Here is a 25,396-nt window from a genome sequence, read left to right as displayed (position 1 = left end):
TTGGAAGTCTCCAAAGGTTTTCCGTCTAAATTCTTATAATAAACAAATTGCCTAATTTACAACTTTGGTAATAGGTTTAACCCCAATTTCAATTTTCATCAACTTTATCAGCATCATCAAAATGACAAAAACTAACTCAGACCTACTAAAAAACTCCGATCCTGCCATTAATGAACTAATTAACCAAGAATTACAGCGTCAACGTGATCACCTAGAATTAATTGCCAGTGAAAACTTTACCTCCGCTGCCGTATTAGCTGCTCAAGGTTCAGTATTAACCAATAAATACGCTGAAGGCTTACCCGGTAAACGCTACTATGGCGGTTGCGAGTTTGTTGACAAAATTGAACAAATAGCCATTGACCGAGCTAAACAGCTATTTGGTGCGGCTCATGCTAATGTTCAACCCCATTCCGGCGCCCAAGCTAATTTTGCCGTCTTCCTGACCCTGCTGCAACCAGGAGACACAATTATGGGTATGGACTTATCTCATGGGGGACACCTGACTCACGGTTCACCAGTGAATGTTTCTGGTAAATGGTTTCAAGTCCGTCATTATGGCGTAAGTAAAGAAACCGAACAACTAGACTATGACCAAATCCGTGATTTAGCGATCAAAGAACGTCCTAAACTGTTGATTTGTGGTTATTCAGCCTATCCTCGGATTATTGACTTTGAAAAGTTCCGCAGTATTGCTGATGAAGTTGGTGCTTATTTACTTGCAGATATTGCTCACATTGCTGGTTTAGTGGCGACTGGTCATCATCCCAATCCCCTGCCCTATTGTGATGTTGTCACAACTACAACTCATAAAACCTTACGTGGTCCAAGAGGTGGCTTGATTTTGACCCGTGATGCCGAATTGGGTAAAAAGCTGGATAAATCAGTTTTCCCCGGAACTCAAGGTGGACCACTAGAACACGTCATTGCTGGTAAGGCTGTAGCTTTTGGTGAAGCTCTCAAACCTGAGTTTACAGACTATTCTGGGCGGGTGATTGCAAATGCTCGGGCGATGGCTACTCAATTACAAAACAGAGGCTTTAAATTAGTGTCTAATGGCACTGATAATCACTTGATGTTAGTAGATTTACGTTCTGTTGGCATGACTGGGAAGAAAGGAGATCAACTAGTTAGCACTGTGAATATCACCGCGAATAAGAATACAGTTCCCTTTGATACTGAATCACCTTTTGTTACCAGTGGTTTAAGATTGGGTTCTCCAGCGATGACAACTAGAGGTTTAGGTGTGGCAGAATTTACGGAAGTTGCGAATATTATTAGCGATCGCCTACTTTCCCCCGATTCAGATACAGTAACTAAAGATTGTTTAATGAGAGTGGCGGCATTGTGCGATCGCTTCCCATTATATCCTCACTTAGAAATTCCCGTACCAGCCCTAGCTTAAGCAACCTTGGATTTTGGGTTAATATCCGTAATCCAAAATCCATAACAGGAGGTAGGGGCGCAGGTCCTGCGCCCAGTCAGTCTCAGGGCCTGCGCCCAATCAGTAGTCAAACTCTCGTTTACAAGCCACAGCAAAACGTTCAATTCCCGCTAAATCAGCATGAATAGAAATATTGCCATAATTCCCATTACTTACCAATAATTCCCGCACCATTTCCGCCTGTCCTGCCATCATTTCAATTAACCACAGCCCTCCAGGACGCAAATAATCAGGGGAAACATTAATTAAATGACGAATATAGTCTAAACCATCTGCACCACCATCTAAAGCTAAATGAGGTTCATGTTTAACCACTTCCGGCTGTAAAGTTAAGACCGTATCACTAGGAATATAGGGCGGATTGGACACCATACCGCTAAACTGACCCTTGAGAGATTCTAGAGGTTGCCACCAAGAACCCTGATAAAATTGAATCCGTTCCCCAAAACCCAAATTTTCAGCATTGGTTTCAGCTACGGCTAAAGCAGCAGGACTAATATCTACAGCATGAATCATCGCATCTGTAAAGACTTCAGCTAAACCGATGGATATCGCCCCACTACCCGTCCCCAAATCCGCCCAATGTCCTGTTTTCACCTCATCATTAGCAACAGCCACAGCCAAATCAATCAATATCTCTGTTTCTGGTCTAGGAATTAAGACCGCATTGGATACCGTGAGTTGAAACTTTCGCCAAGCCGTCATTCCCGCAATATACTGAACCGGTAAACGGTCATCTAATCGCCTTTGCCACAATTGCTCTAATTCTGTTAAAGACAATTTTATGGGGATTTCCTGCCATATTTTGAAAGACTCCAAACGCAGTGCCAAGCGGTCTAAATTAGCTATTGTTAATAATAGCCAATCTACCTCCATTGGGGATATATCCGCAGCTATAGCCGCTTGAATTGCGGTTGTTCGCCACTGCCAAAGTTCTAATCCAGAAACCTTATAATTTGGCTTTAACATATCAGGAGGTAAAAATAATTTTCTATTTCTTGGGTTGCGCGGGAACTATAGAACGAATAAATTCTATTGACTCCCGTGAAGGAAACAAGAAAATTTTATTAGTGCTGGGATCATTACTACTACTGAGTGTATCAATCACTCTATACAAATCTAATACTTGAATTTCTGTATTAGCTGCTTCCTGTGGTTTAGCCTTTTTAAATGCTTCTAAAAGAGCCACTGCTTGTTCTTTTTCAAAATAGAAAGGAATTAATCGCTCCTTTCCTGATTGTCCTTTGGGAATTGTTAAATAGCTATTGTCTTGCTTAAATTTTGGCACAAACAAAGGAATACCATCAAATTTTTTGTCTGTTTTACCGCTGGTATTCAGCATGGTTATTGCTTGATCCACTTGTTGTTTACTAGGGACTAAGCTAAAAACTATATTAGAGTCTTTCTTCTTATTATTTTCTACAACTAATTTATAGTATTCTGCTAAAGAAAGAGGTGTGATTTTGATAGTGCTTGCTAACTGAGGATTTTCTTTTTTTAGTCGCTGTTCTAGAAAAATCTGAGCATCTTTCTTGCTCAGAAAAAAGCCTACCTGGGAAATAGTCTTGGATTGATTTTTCCTAGAGATAACTACAAATTCTCCTTGGGCATTAGTTAGTGTAAAAACGGGTACTTCTTGTAAAGTTTTTACCACTTGCTCCTGTGGTAAAGCTAAGGCTTGCAGGTTATTGATTCCCAATATTCCGCCAAACATCACACTACCAGCCAAACCCAATGTCAAGCCCCAACTTACTAATAATTTCATGCTCACTCCTCACTTCAATAATTTCATGAATGCCAGCAATTAGACAAATTGTCAGATTTATATACCAATAACTAGTTTTAGTCATATAGCAGACCATTTATTTTACAAAAAACTTATGGTAGCTATTTGGTATCAACTATCAATTCTCAAAATAGGATTTTGTCAAACCTTTTGGTGGTGATGATATTATCACCTCTAGAAACTGAATATACACATTAAAGTTATTTTATTTTTATTTTTGCCTGGCTATTCATTTCCATTACCCCACCCAAAAGCCTGAAAACCCTATTATATGTCTTCTCTAGGAAGAAAGAAGATCCTGATGTTTTCCCATTCCATCCTCTGTTTAATGACGCTCTGATTACATCTAACGTTCCAAAAACCACCAAAAAGCAGTTGATTAGGTGTTTGGCGGTTTTGGGAGGTTATAAGTAGTGAGACAGAATTAATTACACAATGTCATTGCGTTAGCGCAGCGTGGTGTTAGTCATATGCAACGAAGTGAAATGAAGCAATTCCCAGGGTTGTGATTGCTTCCCTTCCCTCGCAATGACTGTAAATATTTTTGTCCAATTACTTAATTTATGCCAGTTGCCAGATTAGTATACAGTTAAAATCAAGATTTAACATTGATACTATTCTCATCCAAGAATGAAGCAAAAATTTATCTATGAATCTTAAAAACGTACAAAAGTTATAGTTAAACAACAACAATTAACGACAGTCAGATTTTAGAAGCCACCGGAAGTGGGAAAATAAAATCATGCTAAAAGAAGACCTAAAGAGGAAAAGCCGATAATATGCACTTGAGTGAAATTACCCATCCTAACCAGTTGCATGGTTTGTCAATTCGGCAGTTGCAACAAATTGCCCGTCAAATTCGTGAGAAGCACCTACAAACCGTAGCAGCCTTTGGAGGGCATTTGGGTCCTGGTTTGGGCGTTGTCGAATTAACACTAGGACTTTACCAAACCCTAGATTTAGATCGGGATAAAGTCACATGGGATGTGGGACATCAAGCTTATCCCCACAAATTAATTACCGGACGCTACAGTAATTTCGATACTCTCCGTCAAAAAGATGGCGTTGCAGGTTATCTCAAACGCTGCGAGAACAAATTTGATCATTTTGGCGCAGGACACGCTTCTACCAGTATTTCCGCTGCTTTAGGGATGGCTTTAGCCCGCGACTTAAAAGGGGAGAAATTTAAAACCGTTGCTGTCATTGGTGATGGTGCTTTAACCGGGGGTATGGCTTTAGAAGCTATTAACCACGCTGGACACCTCCCCAAAACTAATCTGCTGGTGGTTCTCAATGATAATGAGATGTCAATTTCTCCCAATGTGGGGGCGATTCCTCGTTATCTCAATAAAATGCGGTTGAGTCCACCTGTGCAGTTTCTCTCAGATGGAATTGAGGAACAGTTAAAACATCTTCCTTTTGTTGGTGAATCTATCTCTCCAGAACTGGAACGCATCAAAGAAGGAATGAAGCGGTTAGCAGTTCCTAAAGTCGGCGCAGTTTTTGAAGAATTGGGCTTTACCTACATGGGTCCAGTTGATGGACATAATTTAGAAGAATTAATTGCCACATTCCAACAGGCACATCAAATTACTGGCCCGGTTTTAGTTCATGTAGTCACAACTAAGGGTAAAGGCTATGAACTAGCAGAAAAAGATCAAGTCGGCTACCACGCTCAAACTCCCTTTAATTTGGCTACTGGTAAAGCGATTCCTTCTAGTAAACCTAAACCTCCTGCTTACGCTAAGGTCTTTTCTCATACTTTAGTAACACTGGCGGAACAAAATCCTAAAATTGTCGGTATCACAGCCGCAATGGCTACTGGTACAGGCTTAGATAAACTACAAGCTAAATTGCCTAATCAGTATATTGATGTGGGTATTGCTGAACAACACGCCATTACTTTGGCGGCTGGTTTAGCCTGTGAAGGTATGCGTCCTGTCGCTGCTATTTATTCCACTTTCTTACAACGTGCCTTTGACCAAATTATTCACGATGTTTGCATTCAAAATCTACCTGTATTCTTCTGTTTAGATCGGGCGGGGATTGTTGGGGCTGATGGTCCGACTCACCAAGGGATGTATGATATTGCTTATCTGCGTTGTATTCCGAATATTGTGGTCATGGCTCCCAAGGATGAGGCGGAATTACAACGGATGGTTGTAACTGGGATTAATTACACAGATGGACCTATTGCTATGCGTTTCCCTCGTGGCAATGGTCACGGTGTCCCCTTAATGGAGGAAGGCTGGGAAGCTTTAGAAATCGGGAAGGGGGAAATTCTCCGCCAAGGTGATGATGTGTTGATTGTCGGCTATGGTACGATGGTTTACCCAGCAATGCAAGCGGCGGAAATTCTCAGCGAACATGGTATTGAAGCAACTGTAATTAATGCTCGTTTTGTTAAGCCTTTGGATACTGAGTTGATTTTACCTTTGGCTAAACAAATTGGTCGGGTTGTGACTTTGGAGGAAGGTTGTTTAATGGGTGGCTTTGGTTCTGCTGTGGCTGAGGCTTTACTTGATGCTGATATTGTTGTCCCTGTGAAGCGGATTGGTGTCCCTGATATTTTGGTAGATCATGCTACGCCGGATCAATCTTTTGCAGCATTAGGTTTGAGTAGTTCTCAAATTGCGGAAACTGTTTTACAAGCTTTTTTTAAGAAGGAATTAGCTGGTGTGAAATAGTTTTTATTGTCTGAATCAGGATTTTCAGGATTTGAGGATTTTCAGGATTTAATTATTTGGCGTTGGTGGATAAAAGTATAAATTCGTCTCACGCAAAGGCGCAAAGGCGCAAAGAGTAAGAGTTTGAGAAATGGAATTTTTGATTTTTATACCTCAATTCAACAACGCCAATTATTTTATATGTATTTCCTTATCCTGTTTATCCTTTTACCTTGGGTATCCTGATTTGGGAACAGGGAACTTTATTAATAAACGGTTTTAGCTTTAGAGACTTCCAAATAAAAAAATGTCCCAAAACTGATGCAGAAATTCTCTCTCTGTGTACTCTGTGCCTCTGTGGTTCGTTTCTTAGGATAATTTATTTCTTGGAAGTCTCTTATATCCCACATTCCGCAGGTGTTTTTTGAATTTTCGGAATTATCCATAACCCAATGATAACAAGGCTTTCAGACAATGACACGCAATTCTATATTAGAGCGATGCCTTCGGCGCGGCGTAGCCATCGCCGATATATTTAAAGCTCGAATCAAGTTTATTGAGAATAATGTCAATAAATTAGTTGGTTTGAGATTAAATTCATTGAATACCGACCTAGATAGCAAAAAGCATGAACTGGTTATTATGATTGGGTTTTAGCTGTTTTATGAAATTCTTTTTTTGACAAAATAACCTGCTGGGAAAAATATTTTGAGTATATTTACTCATGCTGAATGTGGGTTATATGGCTAACGCTACGCTATCAGCAAACCCTACATAAATAAATGCTGATAATTCAAACCCCTCTCCACGACTGGAAAGGGGTTAATTGTTACTACTGAAAATTCAATTCCAGCAATACTTAATAAGCGTTTTGTAACTCGTAAAAATCAGGTGAGATGTAATCCTTTCGTAAGGGCCAACCTACCCAATCTTCTGGCATCAAAATCCGTTTCAAGTTAGGATGACCTTCATAAATGATGCCATACATATCATAGCTTTCCCGTTCTTGCCAGTCTGCTGTTTTCCAAATCCAGTAAACTGAAGGTACAGAGGGATTTTCTCTAGGTAAAAACACTTTCACCCTGATTTCTTCAGGACGGTCAGCATTATCACTAACTTTGAGTAAATGATAAACACTTACCAATTCTTCTCCTGCACCTAAGTCAATACCGCCCTGAAATTGCAGATAATTAAACCCATAGGCATACAAAGCTGTAGAGATGGGAAGTAGAAAATTTGCAGGGACTTTAATTATTTCTACTCCGTTAGCGTCAAGTTCTAAAAACTCATGGAAAAAGCCATTTTCCGCTAACCATTGGGAAACTTTACCGGGTTGAACTAAAGCTGATTCCGCTACGGGAACTGGTTTCGATTCTTCTTCAGCCACGTGCTTGTTCCTCCTTCTGTGTCTTTGCTGTCAACAATCCTGGGGGTACAGCCATACCAATTGCTTCTGTTAGTTCTTTTGGCGGATTGAAGCGAGTATCTGACTGCATATACTTACCCGTTAATATGTCGGGAACTGGCTTCATATTATGAGTTGTACTGTAGTAACGGTGGACTTGCTTGATGTTATCCCGTTCCTGCATGGACTCATTGGCAATTTTCTTCCGCAGTTTAATAATTGCGTCAATAATCGCTTCTGGACGGGGCGGACAGCCAGGCAAATACACATCTACAGGAATTAGCTTATCAACTCCGCGCACTGCTGTCGGGGAGTCAACGCTAAACATTCCCCCTGTGATTGTACAAGCACCCATAGCAATCACATACTTGGGTTCGGGCATTTGTTCATAAAGACGCACCAATTGGGGAGCCATCTTCATGGTAATTGTCCCGGCAGTGATGATTAAATCGGCTTGTCGGGGGCTACAACGGGGAATTAACCCAAAACGGTCAAAGTCGAAGCGAGAGCCGATTAATGCCGCAAATTCAATAAAGCAACAAGCTGTACCAAACAGTAAAGGCCACAAACTAGAAAGCCGCGCCCAGTTGTAAAGGTCATCAACGGTGGTTAAAATCACGTTTTCTGACAGTTCATGGGTGACTGTAGGACGTTGAATGGGGTTGATGATTTGTTCTGTGTCCTGGGTGATGATATGAGAATTTAAGACCATTCCAAAGCTCCTTTCCGCCATGCGTAAACTAAGGCGATGATAAGAATCGAAATAAAGACTAGGGCTTCGATAAATGCCAATAAACCCAAACGGTTAAATGCAACTGCCCAGGGATACAAAAATACTGTTTCTACGTCAAAAACAACGAAGACTAGAGCAAACATATAGTAGCGAATGTTGAACTGAATCCAAGCTCCGCCAGTAGGTTCTAGTCCGCATTCGTAGGTAGTGCGTCTTTCTAGACTGTTCCCACTGGGTCTAAGAATTTTTGAGGCTGACAGTGCTAGGACTGGTACTAGGCTACACAGGATGAAAAAGCCTAGAAGGTACTCGTAACCGCTAAGAACAAACACAATGTTTTTCTACCGCTAATGGTGTAAGGAATAAGCTATCAGTTATCAGTTTTATGGCTTGATAGGTGGCAACTGACAAGTGTTCAGTGAAATATATGGATAATGTTCTTTTACATTATATCTTTTAGGGTTTTCTGAAATCTGGGCAACAGAGTAGATCCTTGTATTTGAATCCTTTTGATTAGTGATAGAAAAGTCCAACAATTATGTCATAATTTGTAACGTATATTTAATAATTCCCCTGAAGCGAGACTAAAAGCCATGAGTGAACAAGCTGAACAAGCTATGGAAACTCCAGTATTAGACCGCTATGAGTGTCGCTCTTGCGGCTATGTTTATGAACCTGAGAAGGGAGACGATAAAAGTGATGTTCCCCCCGGAACACTTTTTGCAGAACTACCGACAAATTGGCGTTGTCCAGTTTGTATAGCCAAGAAAACTGCTTTTGCGAATATTGGACCGGCGGGTACTGCCTCTGGCTTTAAGGAGAATTTGGGTTACGGTTTAGGTGGTAATACGCTGACACCAACTCAAAAGAACATTTTGATTTTTGGGGCTTTGGCTCTGGGATTCTTGTTTTTCATTAGCCTTTACGGACTACAGTAAAAACCGCTATCTTTATTTACGAGCAACAGGGAACAGGGAACAGGGAACAGGGAACGGGGAACAGGGAACAGAAAGAACTTCTCTTTGCAGGGAATTCGACAAAAATCTACCAAATTTAGGAAAACCTCAGTAATACTGATGCACTCAATTGTAAAAAAGTGGCAAAAGTTTGTTGCCGCATTAATAGTAGTTATCGCTTGTATTGGGTGTAGTAGTGTTTCTTCTCTTAGCTACAATCCCTGGCAAGTGATTAATGTTCCCACGGATGCGAAGTTGCTAGATATTGGCTTTACTGGCAACTCTCAACATGGTTACTTGGTGGGCGGTAATGCCACTCTCTTAGAAACTAATGATGGTGGTGAGACTTGGCAACCGCTAAAATTAGAGTTGGATGATCCTCGATATCGTTTTAACTCGGTTAGTTTCTCTGGTCAGGAAGGTTGGATTGCCGGAGAACCTTCTCTGCTACTCCACACTACTGATGAGGGTAAGTCTTGGTCACGGATTTCTTTAAGCGAAAAGTTACCGGGTAATCCGATTGCTGTGACGGCAATAGGCGAAAATACAGCAGAAATGGCTACTGATGTGGGGGCTATTTACCAAACTACAGATGGTGGTCAAAACTGGAAAGCCAGTTTGGAGGCGGCTGTTGGCGTGGTTCGGAATTTGGAGCGATCGCCCGATGGTAAGTATATCGCTGTTTCTGCGAAAGGGAGTTTTTACTCCACTTGGGAACCTGGTCAAAATGCTTGGCAACCCCATAACCGCAATAGTTCCCGTCGTTTGGAAAATATGGGTTTTACTAACGATGGACAAATGTGGTTGTTAGCACGGGGTGGTCAGGTCCAGTTTAGTGATCCGACAAAACCTGAAGAGTGGTTAGAGGGAGAATATCCAGAGTTATCTACGAGTTGGGGTTTACTGGATTTAGCTTATCGGACACCTGAGGAAATTTGGGTCGGTGGTGGTAGCGGTAATTTACTCCGCAGCACTGATGGTGGTAAAACTTGGGAAAAAGACCGTGATGTAGAAACAGTTGCAGCTAATCTTTACAAAATTGTATTTTTTAGCCCTGATCAAGGCTTTATCATTGGCGATCGCGGTGTTTTACTCAAATATAACCCCAAACCAGAGGCAACAACAGCCCCAGCGGCTTAATTACACCCAACTATGGATGTATTCGCCAGAAGAAAGTTGTAAGTTGTAACTCTGTCTAAACTTTGTAGGATAATAAACTCAATAATAGTTTTTGATAAGGGAGTGAAATAAATGGCAGGTACCACTGGAGAACGTCCGTTTTCTGACATTGTTACCAGTATTCGTTACTGGGTAATTCACAGCATCACCATTCCCGCATTGTTTGTTGCTGGTTGGTTATTTGTCAGCACTGGTCTGGCTTATGATGTATTTGGTACACCTCGTCCTAATGAGTATTTTACTCAAGTCCGTCAAGAAGTGCCAATTGTAAGTGATCGTTTTGACGCAAAAAAACAAGTAGAAACATTTATTGGAAAGTAATTTGAGATCATGACTAGCGGTAATAACATCAATCAACCAGTTACCTATCCCATTTTTACAGTCAGATGGATCGCGGTGCATACCTTAGCTGTCCCTACTGTATTCTTTTTGGGCGCGATCGCCTCAATGCAGTTTATCCAACGCTAGGAGTTAATCATGGAAAGAACGCCTAATCCCAATCAACAACCGGTTGAATTAAACCGTACCTCTCTCTATCTCGGACTACTATTAGTCTTCGTTCTGGGAATTCTATTTTCCAGTTACTTCTTTAACTAACTGGACTTTTTAATGTCAGTTGCTAGTTAGGTGATAGGTAATAGGTAACAAGTTACAGAAAGAATATTCTCAACTGACAACTGACAACTGACAACCGACAACCGACAACTGACAACTGACAACTGACAACTGACAACTGACAACTGACAACTGACAACTGACAACTGACAACTGACAACCGACAATTTTTGTAAGTGAGGAAAAAACTGTGTCTGGAAGTGGAAGAATTCCTCTGTGGGTCGTCGCTACGATCGCAGGATTAGGTGTAATAACTGTTGTAGGTATTTTCTTTTATGGATCTTACTCAGGAATTGGTTCTTCAATGTAATCCCATAGCAGGGAACAGAGAATAGGGAACAGGGAATAGGCAGTTTGAAAGTCTTTTGTGTTATGACTTTTTTCACCAATTTCTGTCCTCACCTACCTGATAACTACTATTCTGGAAGAAGATAGCAATTAGAAATACAAAAAACTGGATTTTTGCTTGATTATCATTTCTGAACTTATTCTGCAAAAATCGCTATAAAAACCGCCTAAATCAATGATTTAGGCGGTTTTGTTTGTAAATAAGTAATTGGCGAAAAAATCAAGTAACCAAACGTGAATTCGATAGCGTAGCGTGACGACGTAGGAGTCATTGAACCTCACCCCAACCCCTCTCCGTGTCGAACTCACGTTAACCAATTACCCATACTCTAATTAAGCAATATCTTCGCTTTCAATGTATGAAAACAAAAATGCGAAAATAACTGCTGGTAAAACCAAGCCAGTTAGGGGAACGAGGATAGAGGGTAAAAAGGAGGAATAAGCCAAAATAGTAGGCAAAAATGAACTTGACATAGAATTAAAGTCCTGTAAAGTCTTACTACAATTCAAATTGAGCTTACTGCAAAACCATCCCTAATTTGCCAAATTATCAAGATTTTTAACACAGCTTTTTACATTCCCAACATTTCATCCAGTTCTATGGTTGGTAAATTAGGGGGAATTACTGTTTTAATAATGGTGAATTTGTCACTTTCTTGCTGAGTAGTCTGATCAAGAGCGATCGCCGATAACCGGATTTCTAAGCAGCCAAAAGGAACTTTGAAGTAAATTGCCGTTTCTTCTTCTCCCCAGGCATTAGAACGTAAATCTGATAGGATATGTGGTCCATCCAGGAGACTCCGAGTTTGGTAATCTTCCACCCATAACTTAATAGCTAACGCAGATGAAACTTCGGGTATTGTTACACGCACCATTACAGATGTACCAGCAACAAGTTCACCCTCTGGTAAAAACAATTGAGGAGTTGGTAAAGACTCCATCATCACGCCAGATTTCTCTGGTGTAGCTTTATCCTCCGGGACAAGAGAATAATTATGATCATCTATAGCTTCATCACCCAAGCTATCCCCATCCTCTGCCACCACCAGATCATCTATAACTATTTCTTGAGACAACCATCCCGGCTGGGTTATGATTGGACTGGTGATAGTGACTATTTCCGGTTCATTAAGTTCTAAAAGAAGATTATCAGCAATAGAATCTACCTGAGTTGCTATTTCCTCATCAGCATCATTGTCTAAAGATTCTTCAGAAACAGCTTCAATTAATAAGTATCCTTGACCGTCCACCCATTGTTGTAAGAGAGAGGAATCCTTCTGAGAATCAACCACATTCAATTCCTCATCCTGGGGAATTAAGTAATTTTCCTGAGAATCAACCACATTCAATTCCTCATCTGCGATCGGGAAGTCCTGCTGCAAGCAGTTCTCCCCCGCCACAATTCCCGCGATTAATTCCGCATAGGATGTGTCCTCCAGGATAGACTCATCAATTGGTGATTTCAATATTTTTACTGATGAAGTTCCTACAGTCGGTAAAAGTGGAGACTTCTTCAGAGGTGCTAATTCTTTCTCAGCAACATCTAACTGATCGGTGACTGTTTCCCCTGGAGTCCGCTTAACCTGCAACCGTTTCAAGTAAGGTAAAGTAGTATGGACTGGTTTAATTACCAACTTTTTCAAATCAATTGGATGAATAGCCAGGGTTTTTGCCAGAGAGTTTGGTGGCGAATTAGTAGTAATCTCAGGTGTGGGATTTTGAGGTAAATTTGGTAATTGTGGTGAAAAAACTTTCAAGGATACTAGAGGTTTAATCTGGGGTGGCAAAGGTTGGTTTGGAGAGGGCTTTAAAATGTGAAACTGGGCTAAATTTGGCGTTTTAGCCACATTAAAAAGTTCTAATCGAATCTTGATAGAGGGCTTAGGCTTAATCGGTGAATTTATTTCTGGTAAAGCGTAACTGGAATGGGATGGGAAAGTTTGTCGTGCTAGTAATTCAGTGACATTGGCTGTAATCGTGAAGGTATGATTAGCCAAAAGAATGATCTCACCAACATCAGTTAATGCACCATATAAATTAATATCTGCTAAAAGTAACTTAGATTCACAGTTGAGGGGAATATTAATCAAACTGCTAAAACCAAAAGGTAAGACTTGATTTGTTAATGGCTGCTGAATCCGGTTGATAACTTTTGATTCTAAAGGCGATCGCAATGCAATTTCTAGCCGGAGTTGGCAAAGTCCCCCCAGAGAAAATCCTTCATCTTCCAGATTCTCTATTTCATTTACTTCCACATCACCATGAATCGTAAAATTGTCCCCCCAACGAACAATATAAGTATCTTGATCTAAACTCAGATTCAGTAGTAGAGGTGGTGGTAAAATCGGCGCATTTTCAATAGTCTCCTCATCTAGTAAGGATTCATCTTCAGGTAAAGCTAAATCTAATAAGTTTTGTAAAATCTGCTCAGTTGTTTCCCCCTTAAACCAGACGGGAGTACCGTGATTCATCACAATACTGACTTCAGTATCAGCATCAGTCGCCACAGCCAGATCACATTCCTCAACCAGTTGAGGAGGCGGCGTAGAGCTAGTTTCTAGGGGTGATACCTGAATAAGGAGGGTACGTTGCCAGGACTGACCCAGCATATCTGACATAATATCCCCAGAGCAGCGTAATTCCCAAATCCCTGGTTTAAAGTGCGTAAAAGGAATTACAGCCATCAGTCCTTCACTATTAGTCCGACGCGATCGCTTCAGAAGTCTCCGTTTCGGCGGAACTTCGTCAGTAGATATATGGGTAACTCGCACATCAACATCCGTATTATTTAGACCAGAACGAGCCAAAACTCGGTAATTACCTGCCCAAATCTCCAAATTTGACGACTCCAACGTGCGCCAAGTATGATCCCCCTGTTTCTGTATCAGAAATTGCCAGTTTTCCATTATAAATAACGCCTAAACCGAAGAGCAGCCAATAAATATTTTGCATTAACCTGCTTGTCAGTTTAACCCAGCTATCTTCTGTTAACCTAAGTTAAGTAGGTTGGCGTTGAAAATTGTCGTCATAGCAAGACAAGAGGCAAGAGGCAAGAGGCAAGAGTAAAGAAGTTTTCAGTGATTTTACGTTTCTTTACACAGTTTGGTTTTATTGTGTTCACCTACTTATCAGTTGTTACTTGCCAGTTAAATAAAGTGCAGAAGCAAAAAAGTAGGGTGCGTTAGCGACAGCGTAACGCACCATTCCACATTAAATCAGAATTGCAGGTTATTAAATTTGCGTTGATTAACATCATCAAATCTTATGTTCAAAGCAACTTATAGCGATTTTGATAATAAGCCACTATCTGCTTAAACTTTTCCCGACTTTCCTCATCAGCAGTTGATGTCCATGAAACCCATAAGCCAGAAACTTGACTTTGGTTGTAATCAAACTCCACAGATGCTTGGGGAATTAGTCCCACTTCCACACCTACCACCTGACGAAGATGCGCCGCCACTTCCCGATATACAGCCAAAGGTAAACCAGCAAATGTTATTTGCTCTTGTAAATTCATAACTATGAAGCCGCCCCCACAAGATTTCCCATCGGCTTCACCATCGAAATAGGATTACCCACAGAAGCTGTAGTAGCTGGTTTAGATACTTTAGCTGGTTGTTCCCCTACTTGTTTAGCAACTTCCACACCGTACTGTTCCAAAATCACAGTCGGATTAGCACCTTTGCCCATTTCAATCCGTTTTACCAACACCCCATTCACCAGTCTTTGTCCTGGCTGTACATATCTACTAGTTGGCTCATCCGGTACTTGTACAATTGCTTGAGGTACTTTACCAATTAAAATTACACCAGTCACAATCACACCTTTAGCCGTTTCTGGTTGTGGTGCTGGTGGTAATATCGTCTTCAGTTTAGGAGACGGTACAGATCCAGCCAAAACCGTAGGTAAAACTGGTCTGATCAAGGGTTTTCGGGCGGTCTGTAATGGCTTCTTCGGTAACAAAATTGCTGGTTTAGTTGCTATTGTTTTTATTGGTTTCGGCTGAGTTGCTGTAGGTAAAGGGGGTAATTTAGGAACAGCAATTTTCTCGCCAGGGAGCTTAGTTTTTGTCACACCTATTGACTCTACAATTTGCCCAAAAGGATCAGTTCTTCCTTTCTGTACCACCAACAAACGCTCCGTACCATTTGTTGGTTGAATCAAACTGTCAACTGAACCAGGACTCACGGGTAGTTTACTAGATACAAGAGGATTATTAAAAGGTTGAGTCAAAGATGGTGGCTGTGCCGGCTTCGGAGTAGTTACTTGAAGACCAGGATTTGATTGAGGACTGGCAGGATTAGTAGCTGTTGGTGGTTCACCTATAGTACATCCAGTAAGTACCAAGGTTGTTAAAATAGCTGCGGCAGCAATATGGGAATTTTTACTCATTAGCTGTTCTTAAAAACTATAGGAAAGTTTGTTTATAGAGACATCCGGTAAGCGTAAAACTCAGTCCTTCGACAAGCTCAGGAACCATGTCTTTAGACCTGAGATATAAGCGACTTGTGCAGTTTTAACCGCATAGAGTTTTTTTTGTAAAGATTGGTTAAAGTACGTAAAGGTTCATCGCATTTGTACTTAATGGTGTTATACTGTTCACAACAGGAACGGTAATCAACCTGTCTAAAAACCTAGCTGCCTAACGGCTTTTCTGTACCTTGACTCTTGTTGATATGGGGTTCTATTCCATAGTTCTAGTGACTGCCCTCCGAATAGGTAAAATCCTCATGGGAGCTAGACTTGTGTTGAGCGAACTTGTACTGAGCGTAGTCGAAGCAGTCGAAGTAGTCGAAACACGACACAGGATTTAAACTCAATAAAAATTTGCAGCAATGCAACTACCTCCGGGCGGGAGGAAAGTTAACGCTTGGGGAGAGAACCACCTCTGACTTAGATACCGCAAGGGATCTAAGCTAAGTGGACTCGTTGAACCAAGAATCTCAGCGGCTTTAGCCCTGAGAGTGTCAAAGGAATAAAATGTTGCTGATCAGCCCTTGTTTCTGTCCTCTTTATAACCTAAATTTTGATATTTCGTAATCCTATTCCATAACTAATCTTCTGTCGCACCAACCATAATTTTTTTCAACAAGTCTAAGCCTTTTTTAACTTGGCGAGAAACTGTCACAACACTAATGTCTAAGTGTGCTGCTACTTGCTTTTGAGTTAAATCGTACAAGAACACACACTCAACAACCTCACGAGTCCGTTTTTCTAACTTAATCAGAGCTTGTTGTAAACGAATTTGGTCTTCTTGAGCTAGTTGAAAACTGCGATATCTGGTATCTGGAACTAACTCACCCAAAGAAGTAGAACCTTCTTCCTCATCTTGTATAGGTACATCCAAACTTAAAGGGGCGCGATTAATCCATGCTAATTTAATTTCTTGCCATTCACTCAGAGAAATTTGCAATGCCACAGCTAATTCCCTATCAGTAGGTTGGCGATTATATTGTTCACGGAGAGAACGAGAAAGCCCAACAGCTTGTTGTTGTAGTGCTAACCACCGTCTGGGTATTCTTACAGTTACACCTTTATCTCGCAGATAGTGTTGAATTTCACCCCGAATGTAGGGCATCGCATAGGAACTAAAAGCATTGCCCTTAGTAAGTTCAAATTTCTCAATTGCTTTAATTAAGCCTATACAGCCTACTTGAATAAGATCCTCATAGCTCCCATCGCACTGATTAATCCAATAATGCGCTTCCTTTCTGACTAATCCCAAATTGAGTTGTACTAGCTGATTGCGGACTCTTTCAGAACGGGATTGTTGATACTCCCGCAACAACTGTGAAATTTCATGTTTGAGTTCATTATTATTTGTTTCGTTTGTAGTTGTATTAGTCATAACAGTTTGATTTTTAAACAAGTAAATTGGGTATATAGTTGCTTTTAAACTAGTAGTTCGTCAAATTTATTTTGACGGGTAATGATCGTAAAAAACTTCTGTTCTTCCCTCCCCTGCCCCCGGTGCCTCTCTTCTCCCCCTGCTTGCCTTCACCCGTCATTTTCGGGTTGACAGACTACTAGCTGCGATCGCAGTTTTTTTTCTTTCTTTTGAAACGTTGCCCGTGTTCTCCTTTATCGGGGAAACTGCCGTAAAAATAAGAACTATATTCGGCTAGATGTAGAGATACAGAATTGAAGCCACCCTATGTTACGTATCAGGGTATGTACTGAAATGAGATAGAGAGCATCAAGTAAAGGCTATATAGGGTTTGCTGAATAAGTCTTCTAGTGAAGGGAGGTAACAGGTGCTACGCCACGGGGACAGTTTCAGATATCTGTCATCCCCAAACTTTTAAGTTTATTAGAGGTAAAATGCTCCTTTTTGGTACTACACCCTCAAAAACCTTGCACCTATTTTCCTTTTTATCAACCTCAAACCTTTGATTCATTTACGGGTTACGTTTTTTCAGCAGTCCTTATACAGCAAGAGACTTTTAACTCTTGACTCCCGCTTATATGTCAAGTGCAAGTTTTACCACTAGGAAATTGCTGTAATTGCGTTAAAAAATACGATCAGTAATAGTAATATCGTTACACTGTTTTTTTTACTTAACTAATCCAAGTAGGTTTTGTAATTTATTAGATAATTGTCATAAACTTAAAATATACAATTAGCCATTTAATATTAAACCGGGATTGTACTTAATTTAACTAATTAATCATAAGATTTGGTTATAGGTCTTGGGATACTAAACACGGTTGAGACATGGACTTTTACAAAATTACGAAAAACCGAGATTTGTAGGGGTAAAGCAAGAGCTTCATAGGTGTCAACTTAACGTAAAACGGGCGGTTAGAAACCGCGTCTACACAGGCAAAACCCACCTGCGTGGGTTTCAATCCTTGATTTTTCCTTAGTCCGCGCAGGCGGACTTTGTTTGTGTAGCCGTGAATTCCATTCGCCAGGGCTTAAGTTGACACCATTAAGCTTTTGCTTTACCCCTACCCACAGAATCAAATTATTAAGCCGTTTTGAGTATAAAAAAACCAAGATGCACATTAATAGCTGAGTACATCTTGGCTGGGGTAATTATCACAAATCAATTCTTGTGACTTCTGAATTCATTTTCGACATCATAGAGGTATATTAAGTTACTAAATTGCTAAAATATTTGTACAGTATACGCTCCTATGATGTTGTATCAATATTTTAGGAAAGGGGTTCAATACGTGCGTAGAACAAACCACGAATCTTCACTTCTTTAGGTTCACCTGCACCTAAATCTGTATCAGAAGGTTGTTCACTTTCAAAAGTTCCAGCTATTTCACCAGAAGTATTGTCTACTTTGGCTACTTGTAAGGAAATTTTACCTGGGAGAATTTCTGCACGTTTAACATTAGTACGGGTCAATTCTTCATTATCAGATCCGGCTGGTAAAGCTACAGCGTTATCATAGCCACTGACAACACCACGACCTTTAGGATCTAAGAAAGCAGCGCCACGATAGGAAGGTACTTTAAAAGTTCCTTCAAAGTCAGTGGATGTATTGATGCTAGTTAAATTAGGTTGTGTTTGTGCAACTAAGTTTTTGATGGTAAATAAGAAGGGTACTAGTTCACCACCAGGAAGTTTAACGGTGATAGCTTGGAAGTCCAGACCATCTTCTTCCTTAAAGGTTAAGCTCTTGTCTGCATTACTGGTTAGCTGACCTTGTACTTGGTCAATGGTAGAAGTATATCTAGTCATAATTTTACCAGGTACAAATTCTGCTTTTTGACGTTTGTTGGCAGGTTCTTCCTTAACAAAGAAACTGGTTGGTTCTAAACAAAGTTCTTTGATGCTATATTTCACGCTGGGATCAATAGCAATTGAACCACGACTAGTTTCTGCTAGTTGGGGGCATTTGTTAGCCAAGCCAGTGCCACGAATTTGTTCGTAAGTGAGTACATCACGGACGCTGGTGGAAGGTTCATCACTGCAAGCGGTGATTAGCCCTAAGCATAGAGCCAAGAAAGCAACAATTAAAGCGCGATACCTCATGGTTAACCTCAATCTCAAAAAGTTAATATTTAAGTTGTCAAACTGCTTTAGTAAACGTACTTGGACGCATTGCGTTCCTGAGTCGGGAATTTAAACCATAGACTAAGCAGCGAACCACATCCATTTTGGATGATGTATGTGTTTTCAGGACATACAACAAGAGTGTTTGGATAGGGAAATTAGCCAGATCATACGATTTTTTTTAACTCAAAATCAAAGCGCTCTAGTGGTTAAATTTGGCTGTTGTACAGCACAAATCATGAAAAAGCCTTCTCTACCTTAGCATCAAGGATTCTCCTTACCTGAGAATAGTTAGAAAGTTATATATTTAGGAGTTCGGGGTGCAGTCCCTGCGCTCTTTTAGTAGTCGGGAGTGCTGGATGGCTGTTGACCTAATTTTTGTCTCTCATTTCAGTGCATAAGAGACTTCCAAGAAATAAATTATCCCAAGAAACGAACCACAGAGGCACAGAGTAGACAGAGAGAGAATTTTTGCATCAGTTTTGGGACATTTTTTTATTTGGAAGTCTCTAACTCTAAGTAGGTGAACGGCAAAAAGCCGTAGACGCGGAGCGGCTTCTCACAAGAGTAATATGTAACGAAAAGTAAAGTTGCCCAAAATTTGTTCTCTTGTCCGTGAGTTCGACCAATAATTTTTAACGCCAACTTACTCACCGCTATACAGCAAATAGCAGATTAATGAGGTAAAGCCAGACACCAAGACGGTTCTACTCCTGACTCTGAAACTCCAGTAAGAGACTTCCAAGAAATAAATTATCCTAAGAAACGAACCACAGAGGCACAGAGTACACAGAGAGAGAATTTCTGCATCAGTTTTGGGACATTTTTTTATTTGGAAGTCTCTAATTCTGCTGTATGACTTTTTTGTTGATCAATTTAGGGACTTTTCCAGTATCGTATTAGTTTTATGGAGTAAACCGTTCCATGAACCATGATCAAAATTGTGCATCTGGGGATTTGTCCTACCAGCTACAGGCGATTTCCGGTGCGGTTAAAGATGTAGCTCAGAACTGTGAAGGAGATGTGATTGCATTATTATCTTTGTTACGTCATTTAGAAAAGTTGCACAAAGAAATTCGGGATGGAGTATTTCAGGAAAATTTGCCGACTAATCGCCAAAGATTATACTCGCTACTTCGAGATATTGAGTCTGAGGGTGGTTGGCCTTATATTGCGCGAATGCGAATAAAAGCTTTGTTAGTAAATTTGTCGGAGGAAGTTAGTGATGAGGATGATCTTCCCAAATATACTCATGATGTTTTCAAAGTTGATGACTCGTTAGAATAGTTCAATTTATCTTGTAGATTGGATTGATATTCATAAGAGGGTTGCATGGCTGGGATATTATCAGTTTCTCGGACAAATTTAGCTCAACGCCGCCAAAAATTACGTCGGCAGCGACAACTCAAAATTCTTCAGGCTATTTGGCGGACGCTGGCTGTAACTGGATTTGCTGCGGTTTTATTCTGGGGGGCAATCCAACCGATGTGGGTGTTAAAGGATTCGGGGCAAATAGTGATTAAATCTGGTGGTCAAGTTTTGACGCAAAAGGACATTTATTCATTGTTGGGGTTGTCGTCTCCTCAGTCTTTGTGGCGAGTTCAACCTGCCCTAATTGCTGATTCTTTAAGAAAACAACCGAACATTGCCCAAGCTACGGTTAGCCGCCGTTTATTACCTCCTGGTTTAATTATTGAAATCCAGGAACGAATACCAGTGGCGATAGCTCAAATAACTGAAGATCAAACGGTAACTAGTTGTGTGCTAAATCCGGCTTTCACGGGTAAGTCTGCTGAGGTTAAGTCTTGTTTACAAAATAGCAGTACGGCTAACAAACAAAATGAACTGGGTTTGTTGGATGCTAGTGGCGTATGGATGCCTTTATCAGGCTATATCTCCATTAGCCCCAACTCCAAATTACCTCGACTCATAGTAATTGGGGCGATCGCCCAATACCAGCCATTCTGGACGCAACTTTATGAAGCTATCAGTAGCAGTTCTCTCCAAGTGACAGAAATTAATTTTCAAGATCCTACGAATTTAATTTTGAAAACTGAATTAGGAAATGTCCATTTAGGTAGCCCTAGCAATAGATTAACTGAACAAATTCAAGCACTTGTCCAAATGCGCCGTTTACCAAATGAAGTTAATCCTAGTAATATAGATTACATTGATCTCAAAAATCCTGCTATTCCATTAGTACAAATGAATCAAAAAAAATCAGGCTTAGTTATCAAGAAATCAGACTTACTGAACAAAACACCAATCCGTTGACAATCAACATTTTTGCTTTCTACCTCCTTCTGCCTGTGCCTAGCTCAACAGACAAATCATTTAAACTAGTAACTTCAGTTGCTAATTTCATATTTTTGTAAATTAGGTATATATTACACATATAGATATGGGATTCTTTAGCCATTAGTTACAAAATCATGCCAGAGGTTGTAAAGTTAGTAACTAAAAAACATTCATCAAAAAACGTGGGGAGGTTATTAAAAATTATTGCTAGTACACTGCCGGTTAAGTGAATGAACCATTCTCAATTGCCAAAAAGCTTGCTCAATATTACTTTTGACTTTTGACGAACGCCCTGCGGTACTAGCATTAAGCTTTGTCAAACAGTTAATAGCTAGTTAAGTGCCTGCTGTCAAGCATTTCCAACAGCCTGAAATCCATAGATAGGGTTGTTTTGTTATAGTGGGGGCTACGGAGAAGTTTAGCTAACGCTATTGTTGAATTAATCTGTTGCTGATAAATAAGGATGAGATCAATGAATGTCTATACTTTTTGGAACTATACTTTTTAATAATAGGGGGGAGTCAGCAAGATCAGGGGTTGATATGGAAGGAGTCACATAAGTTAGGAATCACTGAGTAAAATCCTGTGATCAACAGAGTTTCATAATCAATTGATGTCTTAACTATCTTGGCAGTTGCCAGATCATAAACTGTAAAGCTAATCAACAATCCATAAGTAAAAGGGTTAGCCGGCAATAGTCTGAATATCTGACCCTACAACTGAGGTTTTATACCTCTTTCATGGACAAATTATCACATCTTAACCTGCCATCATATAGGCTGGGAAATAGCAAAAAAAATAAAATCCGCTGCCAAGACAAATTTTGGCAATTGGTTGACTCGTAGGTGAATTACACCGAAAAAAGTCGTTTATATACCTTTCACAAATCCAATGACACTTGATAATAACCAAGGGCTGACTAATAACTCTCAAACTCCAGGACAACTAGGGTTCTCCCAGGCTGTGAACTCAAATAATCCCTTTAGTAACTCTGGGCTAAATTTTGCCCAAGGTAAGGATAGCAAGAGAATTTCTCCTGAAAATAGCGGTATTGGTGAAATTGTGCCAGGCCGTGTTGCTAATATTAAGGTGATAGGTGTAGGTGGTGGTGGTGGTAATGCTGTCAACCGCATGATTGAGTCTGATGTATCCGGTGTTGAGTTTTGGTCAATTAACACTGATGCTCAAGCTTTGACTTTAGCGGGCGCTCCTAGTCGTTTGCAAATTGGACAAAAATTAACTAGAGGACTGGGTGCGGGAGGAAATCCGGCAATTGGTCAAAAGGCGGCGGAAGAATCTCGTGATGAAATTGCTACTGCTTTAGAAGGCGCGGATTTAGTATTCATTACTGCTGGTATGGGTGGTGGCACAGGTACAGGTGCAGCCCCAATTGTGGCAGAAATAGCCAAGGAAATGGGCGCTCTTACTGTTGGTGTGGTGACTCGTCCATTTATTTTTGAGGGACGCAGACGCACTAGCCAAGCAGAACAAGGGATTGAAGGCTTGAAAAGTCGGGTAGATACCTTAATTATTATTCCCAATAATAAGTTATTGGAAGTCATTCCTGAACAAACTCCCGTGCAAGAAGCTTTTCGCTATGCTGATGATGTATTGCGTCAAGGTGTGCAAGGAATTTCTGATATTATTACCATTCCTGGATTGGTCAACGTTGACTTTGCTGATGTGCGGGCTGTGATGGCTGATGCGGGATCAGCTTTGATGGGAATTGGTGTGAGTTCGGGCAAGTCTAGAGCTAGAGAAGCTGCGATCGCCGCAATTTCTTCACCTTTGCTAGAATGTTCTATTGAAGGAGCTAGGGGAGTTGTCTTTAATATCACTGGTGGTAGTGATCTGACCCTTCATGAAGTTAATGCTGCGGCAGAAACAATCTATGAAGTCGTTGATCCTAATGCCAATATTATTTTTGGAGCGGTAATTGATGACAGACTGCAAGGAGAAGTCAGAATTACTGTAATTGCAACTGGATTTACAGGTGACATCCAACCTCCATCAGCACAAACCGTAGTTACCCCTAGAGTCGTCACACCCACTCCCACAACTACCAGAAGACCCTCACCACTACAACAACCTGTCAATAACCCCAGTCCAGTTGTAGAACAACCAAAAGAAAAACCTTCCTTGGATATCCCCGATTTTCTGCAAAGACGACGAACACCACCAAAAAATTAAATGATAGTGGATATGAGATTTTAGATTAAATTTACAGTCTCAGTTGAGGCTGGTGTATACAAGTTGTTAGAAGTTCAGGAGTATGGCTAACGCCACGCTGCGCTATCAGGAGGTAGGGGCGCAGGGCCTGCGCCCATTCAGGAGTTCAGGAGAAAGAAGAAAGAAGAAAGAAGAAAGAAGAAAGAACAAAGAACAAAGAACAAAGAACAAAGAACAAAGAACAAAGAACAAAGAACAAAGAACAAAGAACAAAGAACAAAGAACAAAGAACAAAGAACAAAGAACAAAGAACAAAGAACAAAGAACGAAGAAATTTCTCCCCTACTCCCCCTACTCCCCTACTCCCCCTACTCCCCCTACTCCCCTGCCTATTTATTAGCTTCTACCCATTGAATGACCTGATGAGCAAGGTGAGTACCATCAAGACGGTCAATTTCCCGGATGCCTGTGGGACTTGTGACATTGACTTCCGTTAGGTAGCCACCAATTACGTCAATACCCACGAAAATTAAGCCATCTTGCCGGAGTTTTGCGGCTAAATGGCTGCAAATTTCCTGTTCTCTTGGGGTAATGGTGGTTTGAGCAACTGTGCCACCTGTTGCCATGTTATTCCGAAAATCACTACCACTAGAAAGGCGATTTAGCGCACCTATGGGTTCACCATTGAGTAAGATAATCCGTTTATCTCCCTCCTTGGCTTGGGGTAAATAATTTTGTACCATAACGGGAACTTGACCTTGAAGCGTGCTAAGTTCAACAATGGAATTAAAATTGCGATCGCCTGATTGTAAAAATAAAATTCCCTCTCCAGCTTTATTCCCCAGTGGTTTGAGAATTGTTGCTTCTTTCGCTTCCACAAACTGGCGAATTACCTGTTTGTTAGCGCTGACAATCGTTTCGGGAATACATTCACTAAACTGGAGAGCATACATTTTCTCATTAGCATCACGAATCCCTGCCGGATCATTTATCACTAAAGTTTTATTTTGGTCAACATAATCCAGAATATAAGTAGCATAAAGATAAGCATCATTAACAGGTGGATCTGTCCGCATAAATACGGCATCCATTGTTTCTAAAGGAGTAAAGGCACTAGGGCTTAATTTAAACCAAGGATTAACCGCTAACCAACGCCCCTCTAGTAACTCCACAGGGACAAGTTCTACCTGCTGCAACACAGCCCAAGCTTTACCATCAATCACACTCAGCAAATTTGTCTGAGTCATCCAAATTTCGTGTCCTAGAATTTGCGCTGCTTCCATCAAAGCAACAGTGGTATCATGACATGGATCAAGCCGATGGATGGGATCAATAATAAAAGCTAGTTTCACTCTTTATACCTCTTTTATCTAGGAGTTTTAATATTAAATATCCCCGACTTCTCCAATTAATTTATTCATCTCAGGGAAAAAGGAGAGCAAGAAGTCGGGGATCTGATCCACAATATTTTAAGAAACTAGCATTTCATCTAACTTACCTTGACGCTCTAAAGTATGGATATCGTCACAACCACCAATGTGAACATCATTAATAAAAATTTGTGGTAAGGAGCGTTTTCCATTAGCTCTTTGAGACATTTTATCTCTTGCTATTTCGTCTCCATCAATGTTGTATTCGATAAAATCAACACTTTTGCTTTTCAGTAGACTTTTAGCACGCATACAAAACGGGCAAGTTGTCCAAATGTAAATTTCTACTTTTGCAGCCATAATATTTTCAACAAAATGTAATACTTCTTAATTTTAGACCTAAGTTAATAGGTAAT

Annotated in this window: 25 protein-coding genes; 12 read left to right on the top strand and 13 right to left on the bottom strand. The window is 40.5% G+C overall.

Annotated elements, in window-relative coordinates; translation table 11 throughout:
* The first annotated feature begins 121 nt into the window (after positions 1 to 121).
* A complete protein-coding gene (gene glyA, locus FJR37_RS15695; protein ID WP_039205057.1) occupies positions 122 to 1,405 on the top strand; it encodes a serine hydroxymethyltransferase in 1,284 nt (427 codons plus the stop codon).
* 99 nt (positions 1,406 to 1,504) lie between these two features.
* On the opposite strand, the gene prmC is transcribed toward glyA, so the two are convergent.
* Together prmC and FJR37_RS15685 are read right to left on the bottom strand one after the other, a co-directional pair.
* Complete coding sequence (prmC, locus tag FJR37_RS15690; RefSeq protein WP_168466462.1) at positions 1,505 to 2,413, bottom strand: peptide chain release factor N(5)-glutamine methyltransferase; 909 nt, start codon at positions 2,411 to 2,413, stop codon at positions 1,505 to 1,507.
* A gap of 22 nt (positions 2,414 to 2,435) precedes the next feature.
* Entirely contained in the window at positions 2,436 to 3,209 is a 774-nt protein-coding gene (locus FJR37_RS15685; RefSeq protein WP_168466461.1) for a Tic22 family protein, read from the bottom strand.
* Between the two features lie 800 nt (positions 3,210 to 4,009).
* Here FJR37_RS15685 and dxs point away from each other — a divergent pair.
* Complete coding sequence (dxs, locus tag FJR37_RS15680) at positions 4,010 to 5,917, top strand: 1-deoxy-D-xylulose-5-phosphate synthase (protein ID WP_039205061.1); 1,908 nt, start codon at positions 4,010 to 4,012, stop codon at positions 5,915 to 5,917.
* Positions 5,918 to 6,755: 838 nt separating this feature from the next.
* Here the strand turns inward: dxs and FJR37_RS15675 are convergent.
* Genes FJR37_RS15675 through FJR37_RS15665 form a run of 3 tightly spaced genes read right to left on the bottom strand, consistent with a single transcriptional unit; the run spans position 6,756 to position 8,366 of the window.
* Positions 6,756 to 7,283, bottom strand: a complete 528-nt coding sequence (locus tag FJR37_RS15675; RefSeq protein WP_039205062.1) for an NAD(P)H-quinone oxidoreductase subunit J — start codon at positions 7,281 to 7,283, stop codon at positions 6,756 to 6,758.
* Positions 7,276 to 8,013 (bottom strand): NADH dehydrogenase subunit K, encoded by a 738-nt coding sequence (locus tag FJR37_RS15670; RefSeq protein WP_027404722.1) that lies wholly within the window; start codon positions 8,011 to 8,013, stop codon positions 7,276 to 7,278. Before FJR37_RS15670 ends, FJR37_RS15675 begins: the two co-directional genes overlap by 8 nt.
* Positions 8,004 to 8,366, bottom strand: coding sequence for an NAD(P)H-quinone oxidoreductase subunit 3 (locus FJR37_RS15665; protein WP_027404721.1), 363 nt, complete (start codon positions 8,364 to 8,366; stop codon positions 8,004 to 8,006). The genes FJR37_RS15670 and FJR37_RS15665 overlap by 10 nt, the downstream gene beginning before the upstream one ends.
* Positions 8,367 to 8,627: 261 nt before the next feature.
* Between FJR37_RS15665 and FJR37_RS15660 the strand changes: the two genes are divergently transcribed.
* The 6 genes from FJR37_RS15660 (at position 8,628) to FJR37_RS15635 (ending at position 11,094) form a co-directional block, all read left to right on the top strand.
* Positions 8,628 to 8,972, top strand: coding sequence for a rubredoxin (locus tag FJR37_RS15660; protein ID WP_168466460.1), 345 nt, complete (start codon positions 8,628 to 8,630; stop codon positions 8,970 to 8,972).
* Between the two features lie 138 nt (positions 8,973 to 9,110).
* Positions 9,111 to 10,130, top strand: coding sequence for a photosynthesis system II assembly factor Ycf48 (locus FJR37_RS15655; RefSeq protein WP_168466459.1), 1,020 nt, complete (start codon positions 9,111 to 9,113; stop codon positions 10,128 to 10,130).
* Positions 10,131 to 10,241: 111 nt separating this feature from the next.
* Positions 10,242 to 10,490, top strand: coding sequence for a cytochrome b559 subunit alpha (gene psbE, locus FJR37_RS15650; RefSeq protein ID WP_039205063.1), 249 nt, complete (start codon positions 10,242 to 10,244; stop codon positions 10,488 to 10,490).
* A gap of 9 nt (positions 10,491 to 10,499) precedes the next feature.
* A complete protein-coding gene (psbF, locus tag FJR37_RS15645) occupies positions 10,500 to 10,637 on the top strand; it encodes a cytochrome b559 subunit beta (protein WP_010997987.1) in 138 nt (45 codons plus the stop codon).
* 9 nt (positions 10,638 to 10,646) lie between these two features.
* Positions 10,647 to 10,766, top strand: a complete 120-nt coding sequence (locus tag FJR37_RS15640; protein ID WP_015081482.1) for a photosystem II reaction center protein L — start codon at positions 10,647 to 10,649, stop codon at positions 10,764 to 10,766.
* Between the two features lie 208 nt (positions 10,767 to 10,974).
* Entirely contained in the window at positions 10,975 to 11,094 is a 120-nt protein-coding gene (locus tag FJR37_RS15635; protein WP_015081481.1) for a photosystem II reaction center protein J, read from the top strand.
* A 371-nt stretch (positions 11,095 to 11,465) separates the two neighbouring features.
* Here FJR37_RS15635 and psaI read toward each other — a convergent pair whose 3' ends face one another.
* The 6 genes from psaI to FJR37_RS15605 form a co-directional block, all read right to left on the bottom strand.
* Complete coding sequence (gene psaI, locus FJR37_RS15630; protein ID WP_071992853.1) at positions 11,466 to 11,606, bottom strand: photosystem I reaction center subunit VIII; 141 nt, start codon at positions 11,604 to 11,606, stop codon at positions 11,466 to 11,468.
* A gap of 98 nt (positions 11,607 to 11,704) precedes the next feature.
* Positions 11,705 to 14,038, bottom strand: a complete 2,334-nt coding sequence (locus FJR37_RS15625; RefSeq protein ID WP_168466458.1) for a hypothetical protein — start codon at positions 14,036 to 14,038, stop codon at positions 11,705 to 11,707.
* 362 nt (positions 14,039 to 14,400) lie between these two features.
* Positions 14,401 to 14,649 carry a hypothetical protein gene (locus FJR37_RS15620; RefSeq protein ID WP_039205067.1) on the bottom strand — a complete coding sequence of 83 codons (249 nt, stop codon included), beginning with the start codon at positions 14,647 to 14,649 and terminating at the stop codon, positions 14,401 to 14,403.
* A gap of 2 nt (positions 14,650 to 14,651) precedes the next feature.
* Positions 14,652 to 15,524 carry a hypothetical protein gene (locus FJR37_RS15615; RefSeq protein ID WP_039205069.1) on the bottom strand — a complete coding sequence of 291 codons (873 nt, stop codon included), beginning with the start codon at positions 15,522 to 15,524 and terminating at the stop codon, positions 14,652 to 14,654.
* Positions 15,525 to 16,185: 661 nt separating this feature from the next.
* Complete coding sequence (locus FJR37_RS15610) at positions 16,186 to 16,980, bottom strand: RNA polymerase sigma factor SigF (RefSeq protein ID WP_168466457.1); 795 nt, start codon at positions 16,978 to 16,980, stop codon at positions 16,186 to 16,188.
* A gap of 1,311 nt (positions 16,981 to 18,291) precedes the next feature.
* On the bottom strand, positions 18,292 to 19,122 hold the full coding sequence (locus FJR37_RS15605) for a photosystem II manganese-stabilizing polypeptide (protein ID WP_039205072.1): 831 nt from the start codon (positions 19,120 to 19,122) through the stop codon (positions 18,292 to 18,294).
* A 945-nt stretch (positions 19,123 to 20,067) separates the two neighbouring features.
* Between FJR37_RS15605 and FJR37_RS15600 the strand changes: the two genes are divergently transcribed.
* The 4 genes from FJR37_RS15600 to FJR37_RS15585 all read left to right on the top strand — a co-directional run bounded on the left by FJR37_RS15600 (position 20,068) and on the right by FJR37_RS15585 (position 24,010).
* Positions 20,068 to 20,430: a hypothetical protein gene (locus FJR37_RS15600; RefSeq protein WP_053540619.1), complete on the top strand. Its 363-nt coding sequence runs from the start codon at positions 20,068 to 20,070 to the stop codon at positions 20,428 to 20,430.
* Positions 20,431 to 20,475: 45 nt separating this feature from the next.
* On the top strand, positions 20,476 to 21,417 hold the full coding sequence (locus FJR37_RS15595; protein ID WP_168466456.1) for a cell division protein FtsQ/DivIB: 942 nt from the start codon (positions 20,476 to 20,478) through the stop codon (positions 21,415 to 21,417).
* A 915-nt stretch (positions 21,418 to 22,332) separates the two neighbouring features.
* A complete protein-coding gene (gene ftsZ, locus FJR37_RS15590) occupies positions 22,333 to 23,631 on the top strand; it encodes a cell division protein FtsZ (protein ID WP_039204701.1) in 1,299 nt (432 codons plus the stop codon).
* An 82-nt stretch (positions 23,632 to 23,713) separates the two neighbouring features.
* The gene (locus FJR37_RS15585; protein WP_168466455.1) at positions 23,714 to 24,010 is read left to right on the top strand and encodes a hypothetical protein; all 297 of its coding nucleotides are present in this window, start codon (positions 23,714 to 23,716) and stop codon (positions 24,008 to 24,010) included.
* Here the strand turns inward: FJR37_RS15585 and gshB are convergent.
* On the bottom strand, positions 24,000 to 24,962 hold the full coding sequence (gshB, locus tag FJR37_RS15580; RefSeq protein WP_039204787.1) for a glutathione synthase: 963 nt from the start codon (positions 24,960 to 24,962) through the stop codon (positions 24,000 to 24,002). The two genes, FJR37_RS15585 and gshB, sit on opposite strands and share 11 nt — an antisense overlap.
* A gap of 117 nt (positions 24,963 to 25,079) precedes the next feature.
* On the bottom strand, positions 25,080 to 25,340 hold the full coding sequence (gene grxC, locus FJR37_RS15575; protein ID WP_039204789.1) for a glutaredoxin 3: 261 nt from the start codon (positions 25,338 to 25,340) through the stop codon (positions 25,080 to 25,082).
* Positions 25,341 to 25,396: the final 56 nt, after the last annotated feature.

The organism is Aphanizomenon sp. UHCC 0183 (assembly GCF_009712065.1).
Taxonomy (GTDB): Bacteria; Cyanobacteriota; Cyanobacteriia; order Cyanobacteriales; family Nostocaceae; genus Dolichospermum; species Dolichospermum heterosporum.
Note: the sequence above shows the minus strand (reverse complement) of the source record. Positions and strands in the feature narration are given on the sequence as shown.

Bases quoted from the DNA above. Each gene is read 5' to 3' on its own strand.
- glyA (WP_039205057.1), top strand. From the start codon at position 122: ATGACAAAAACTAACTCAGACCTACTAAAAAACTCCGATCCTGCCATT.
- prmC (WP_168466462.1), bottom strand. From the start codon at position 2,413: ATGTTAAAGCCAAATTATAAGGTTTCTGGATTAGAACTTTGGCAGTGG.
- FJR37_RS15685 (WP_168466461.1), bottom strand. From the start codon at position 3,209: ATGAAATTATTAGTAAGTTGGGGCTTGACATTGGGTTTGGCTGGTAGT.
- dxs (WP_039205061.1), top strand. From the start codon at position 4,010: ATGCACTTGAGTGAAATTACCCATCCTAACCAGTTGCATGGTTTGTCA.
- FJR37_RS15670 (WP_027404722.1), bottom strand. From the start codon at position 8,013: ATGGTCTTAAATTCTCATATCATCACCCAGGACACAGAACAAATCATC.
- FJR37_RS15660 (WP_168466460.1), top strand. From the start codon at position 8,628: ATGAGTGAACAAGCTGAACAAGCTATGGAAACTCCAGTATTAGACCGC.
- FJR37_RS15655 (WP_168466459.1), top strand. From the start codon at position 9,111: ATGCACTCAATTGTAAAAAAGTGGCAAAAGTTTGTTGCCGCATTAATA.
- psbE (WP_039205063.1), top strand. From the start codon at position 10,242: ATGGCAGGTACCACTGGAGAACGTCCGTTTTCTGACATTGTTACCAGT.
- psbF (WP_010997987.1), top strand. From the start codon at position 10,500: ATGACTAGCGGTAATAACATCAATCAACCAGTTACCTATCCCATTTTT.
- FJR37_RS15640 (WP_015081482.1), top strand. From the start codon at position 10,647: ATGGAAAGAACGCCTAATCCCAATCAACAACCGGTTGAATTAAACCGT.
- psaI (WP_071992853.1), bottom strand. From the start codon at position 11,606: ATGTCAAGTTCATTTTTGCCTACTATTTTGGCTTATTCCTCCTTTTTA.
- FJR37_RS15625 (WP_168466458.1), bottom strand. From the start codon at position 14,038: ATGGAAAACTGGCAATTTCTGATACAGAAACAGGGGGATCATACTTGG.
- FJR37_RS15620 (WP_039205067.1), bottom strand. From the start codon at position 14,649: ATGAATTTACAAGAGCAAATAACATTTGCTGGTTTACCTTTGGCTGTA.
- FJR37_RS15615 (WP_039205069.1), bottom strand. From the start codon at position 15,524: ATGAGTAAAAATTCCCATATTGCTGCCGCAGCTATTTTAACAACCTTG.
- FJR37_RS15610 (WP_168466457.1), bottom strand. From the start codon at position 16,980: ATGACTAATACAACTACAAACGAAACAAATAATAATGAACTCAAACAT.
- FJR37_RS15605 (WP_039205072.1), bottom strand. From the start codon at position 19,122: ATGAGGTATCGCGCTTTAATTGTTGCTTTCTTGGCTCTATGCTTAGGG.
- FJR37_RS15600 (WP_053540619.1), top strand. From the start codon at position 20,068: ATGAACCATGATCAAAATTGTGCATCTGGGGATTTGTCCTACCAGCTA.
- FJR37_RS15595 (WP_168466456.1), top strand. From the start codon at position 20,476: ATGGCTGGGATATTATCAGTTTCTCGGACAAATTTAGCTCAACGCCGC.
- ftsZ (WP_039204701.1), top strand. From the start codon at position 22,333: ATGACACTTGATAATAACCAAGGGCTGACTAATAACTCTCAAACTCCA.
- FJR37_RS15585 (WP_168466455.1), top strand. From the start codon at position 23,714: ATGGCTAACGCCACGCTGCGCTATCAGGAGGTAGGGGCGCAGGGCCTG.
- grxC (WP_039204789.1), bottom strand. From the start codon at position 25,340: ATGGCTGCAAAAGTAGAAATTTACATTTGGACAACTTGCCCGTTTTGT.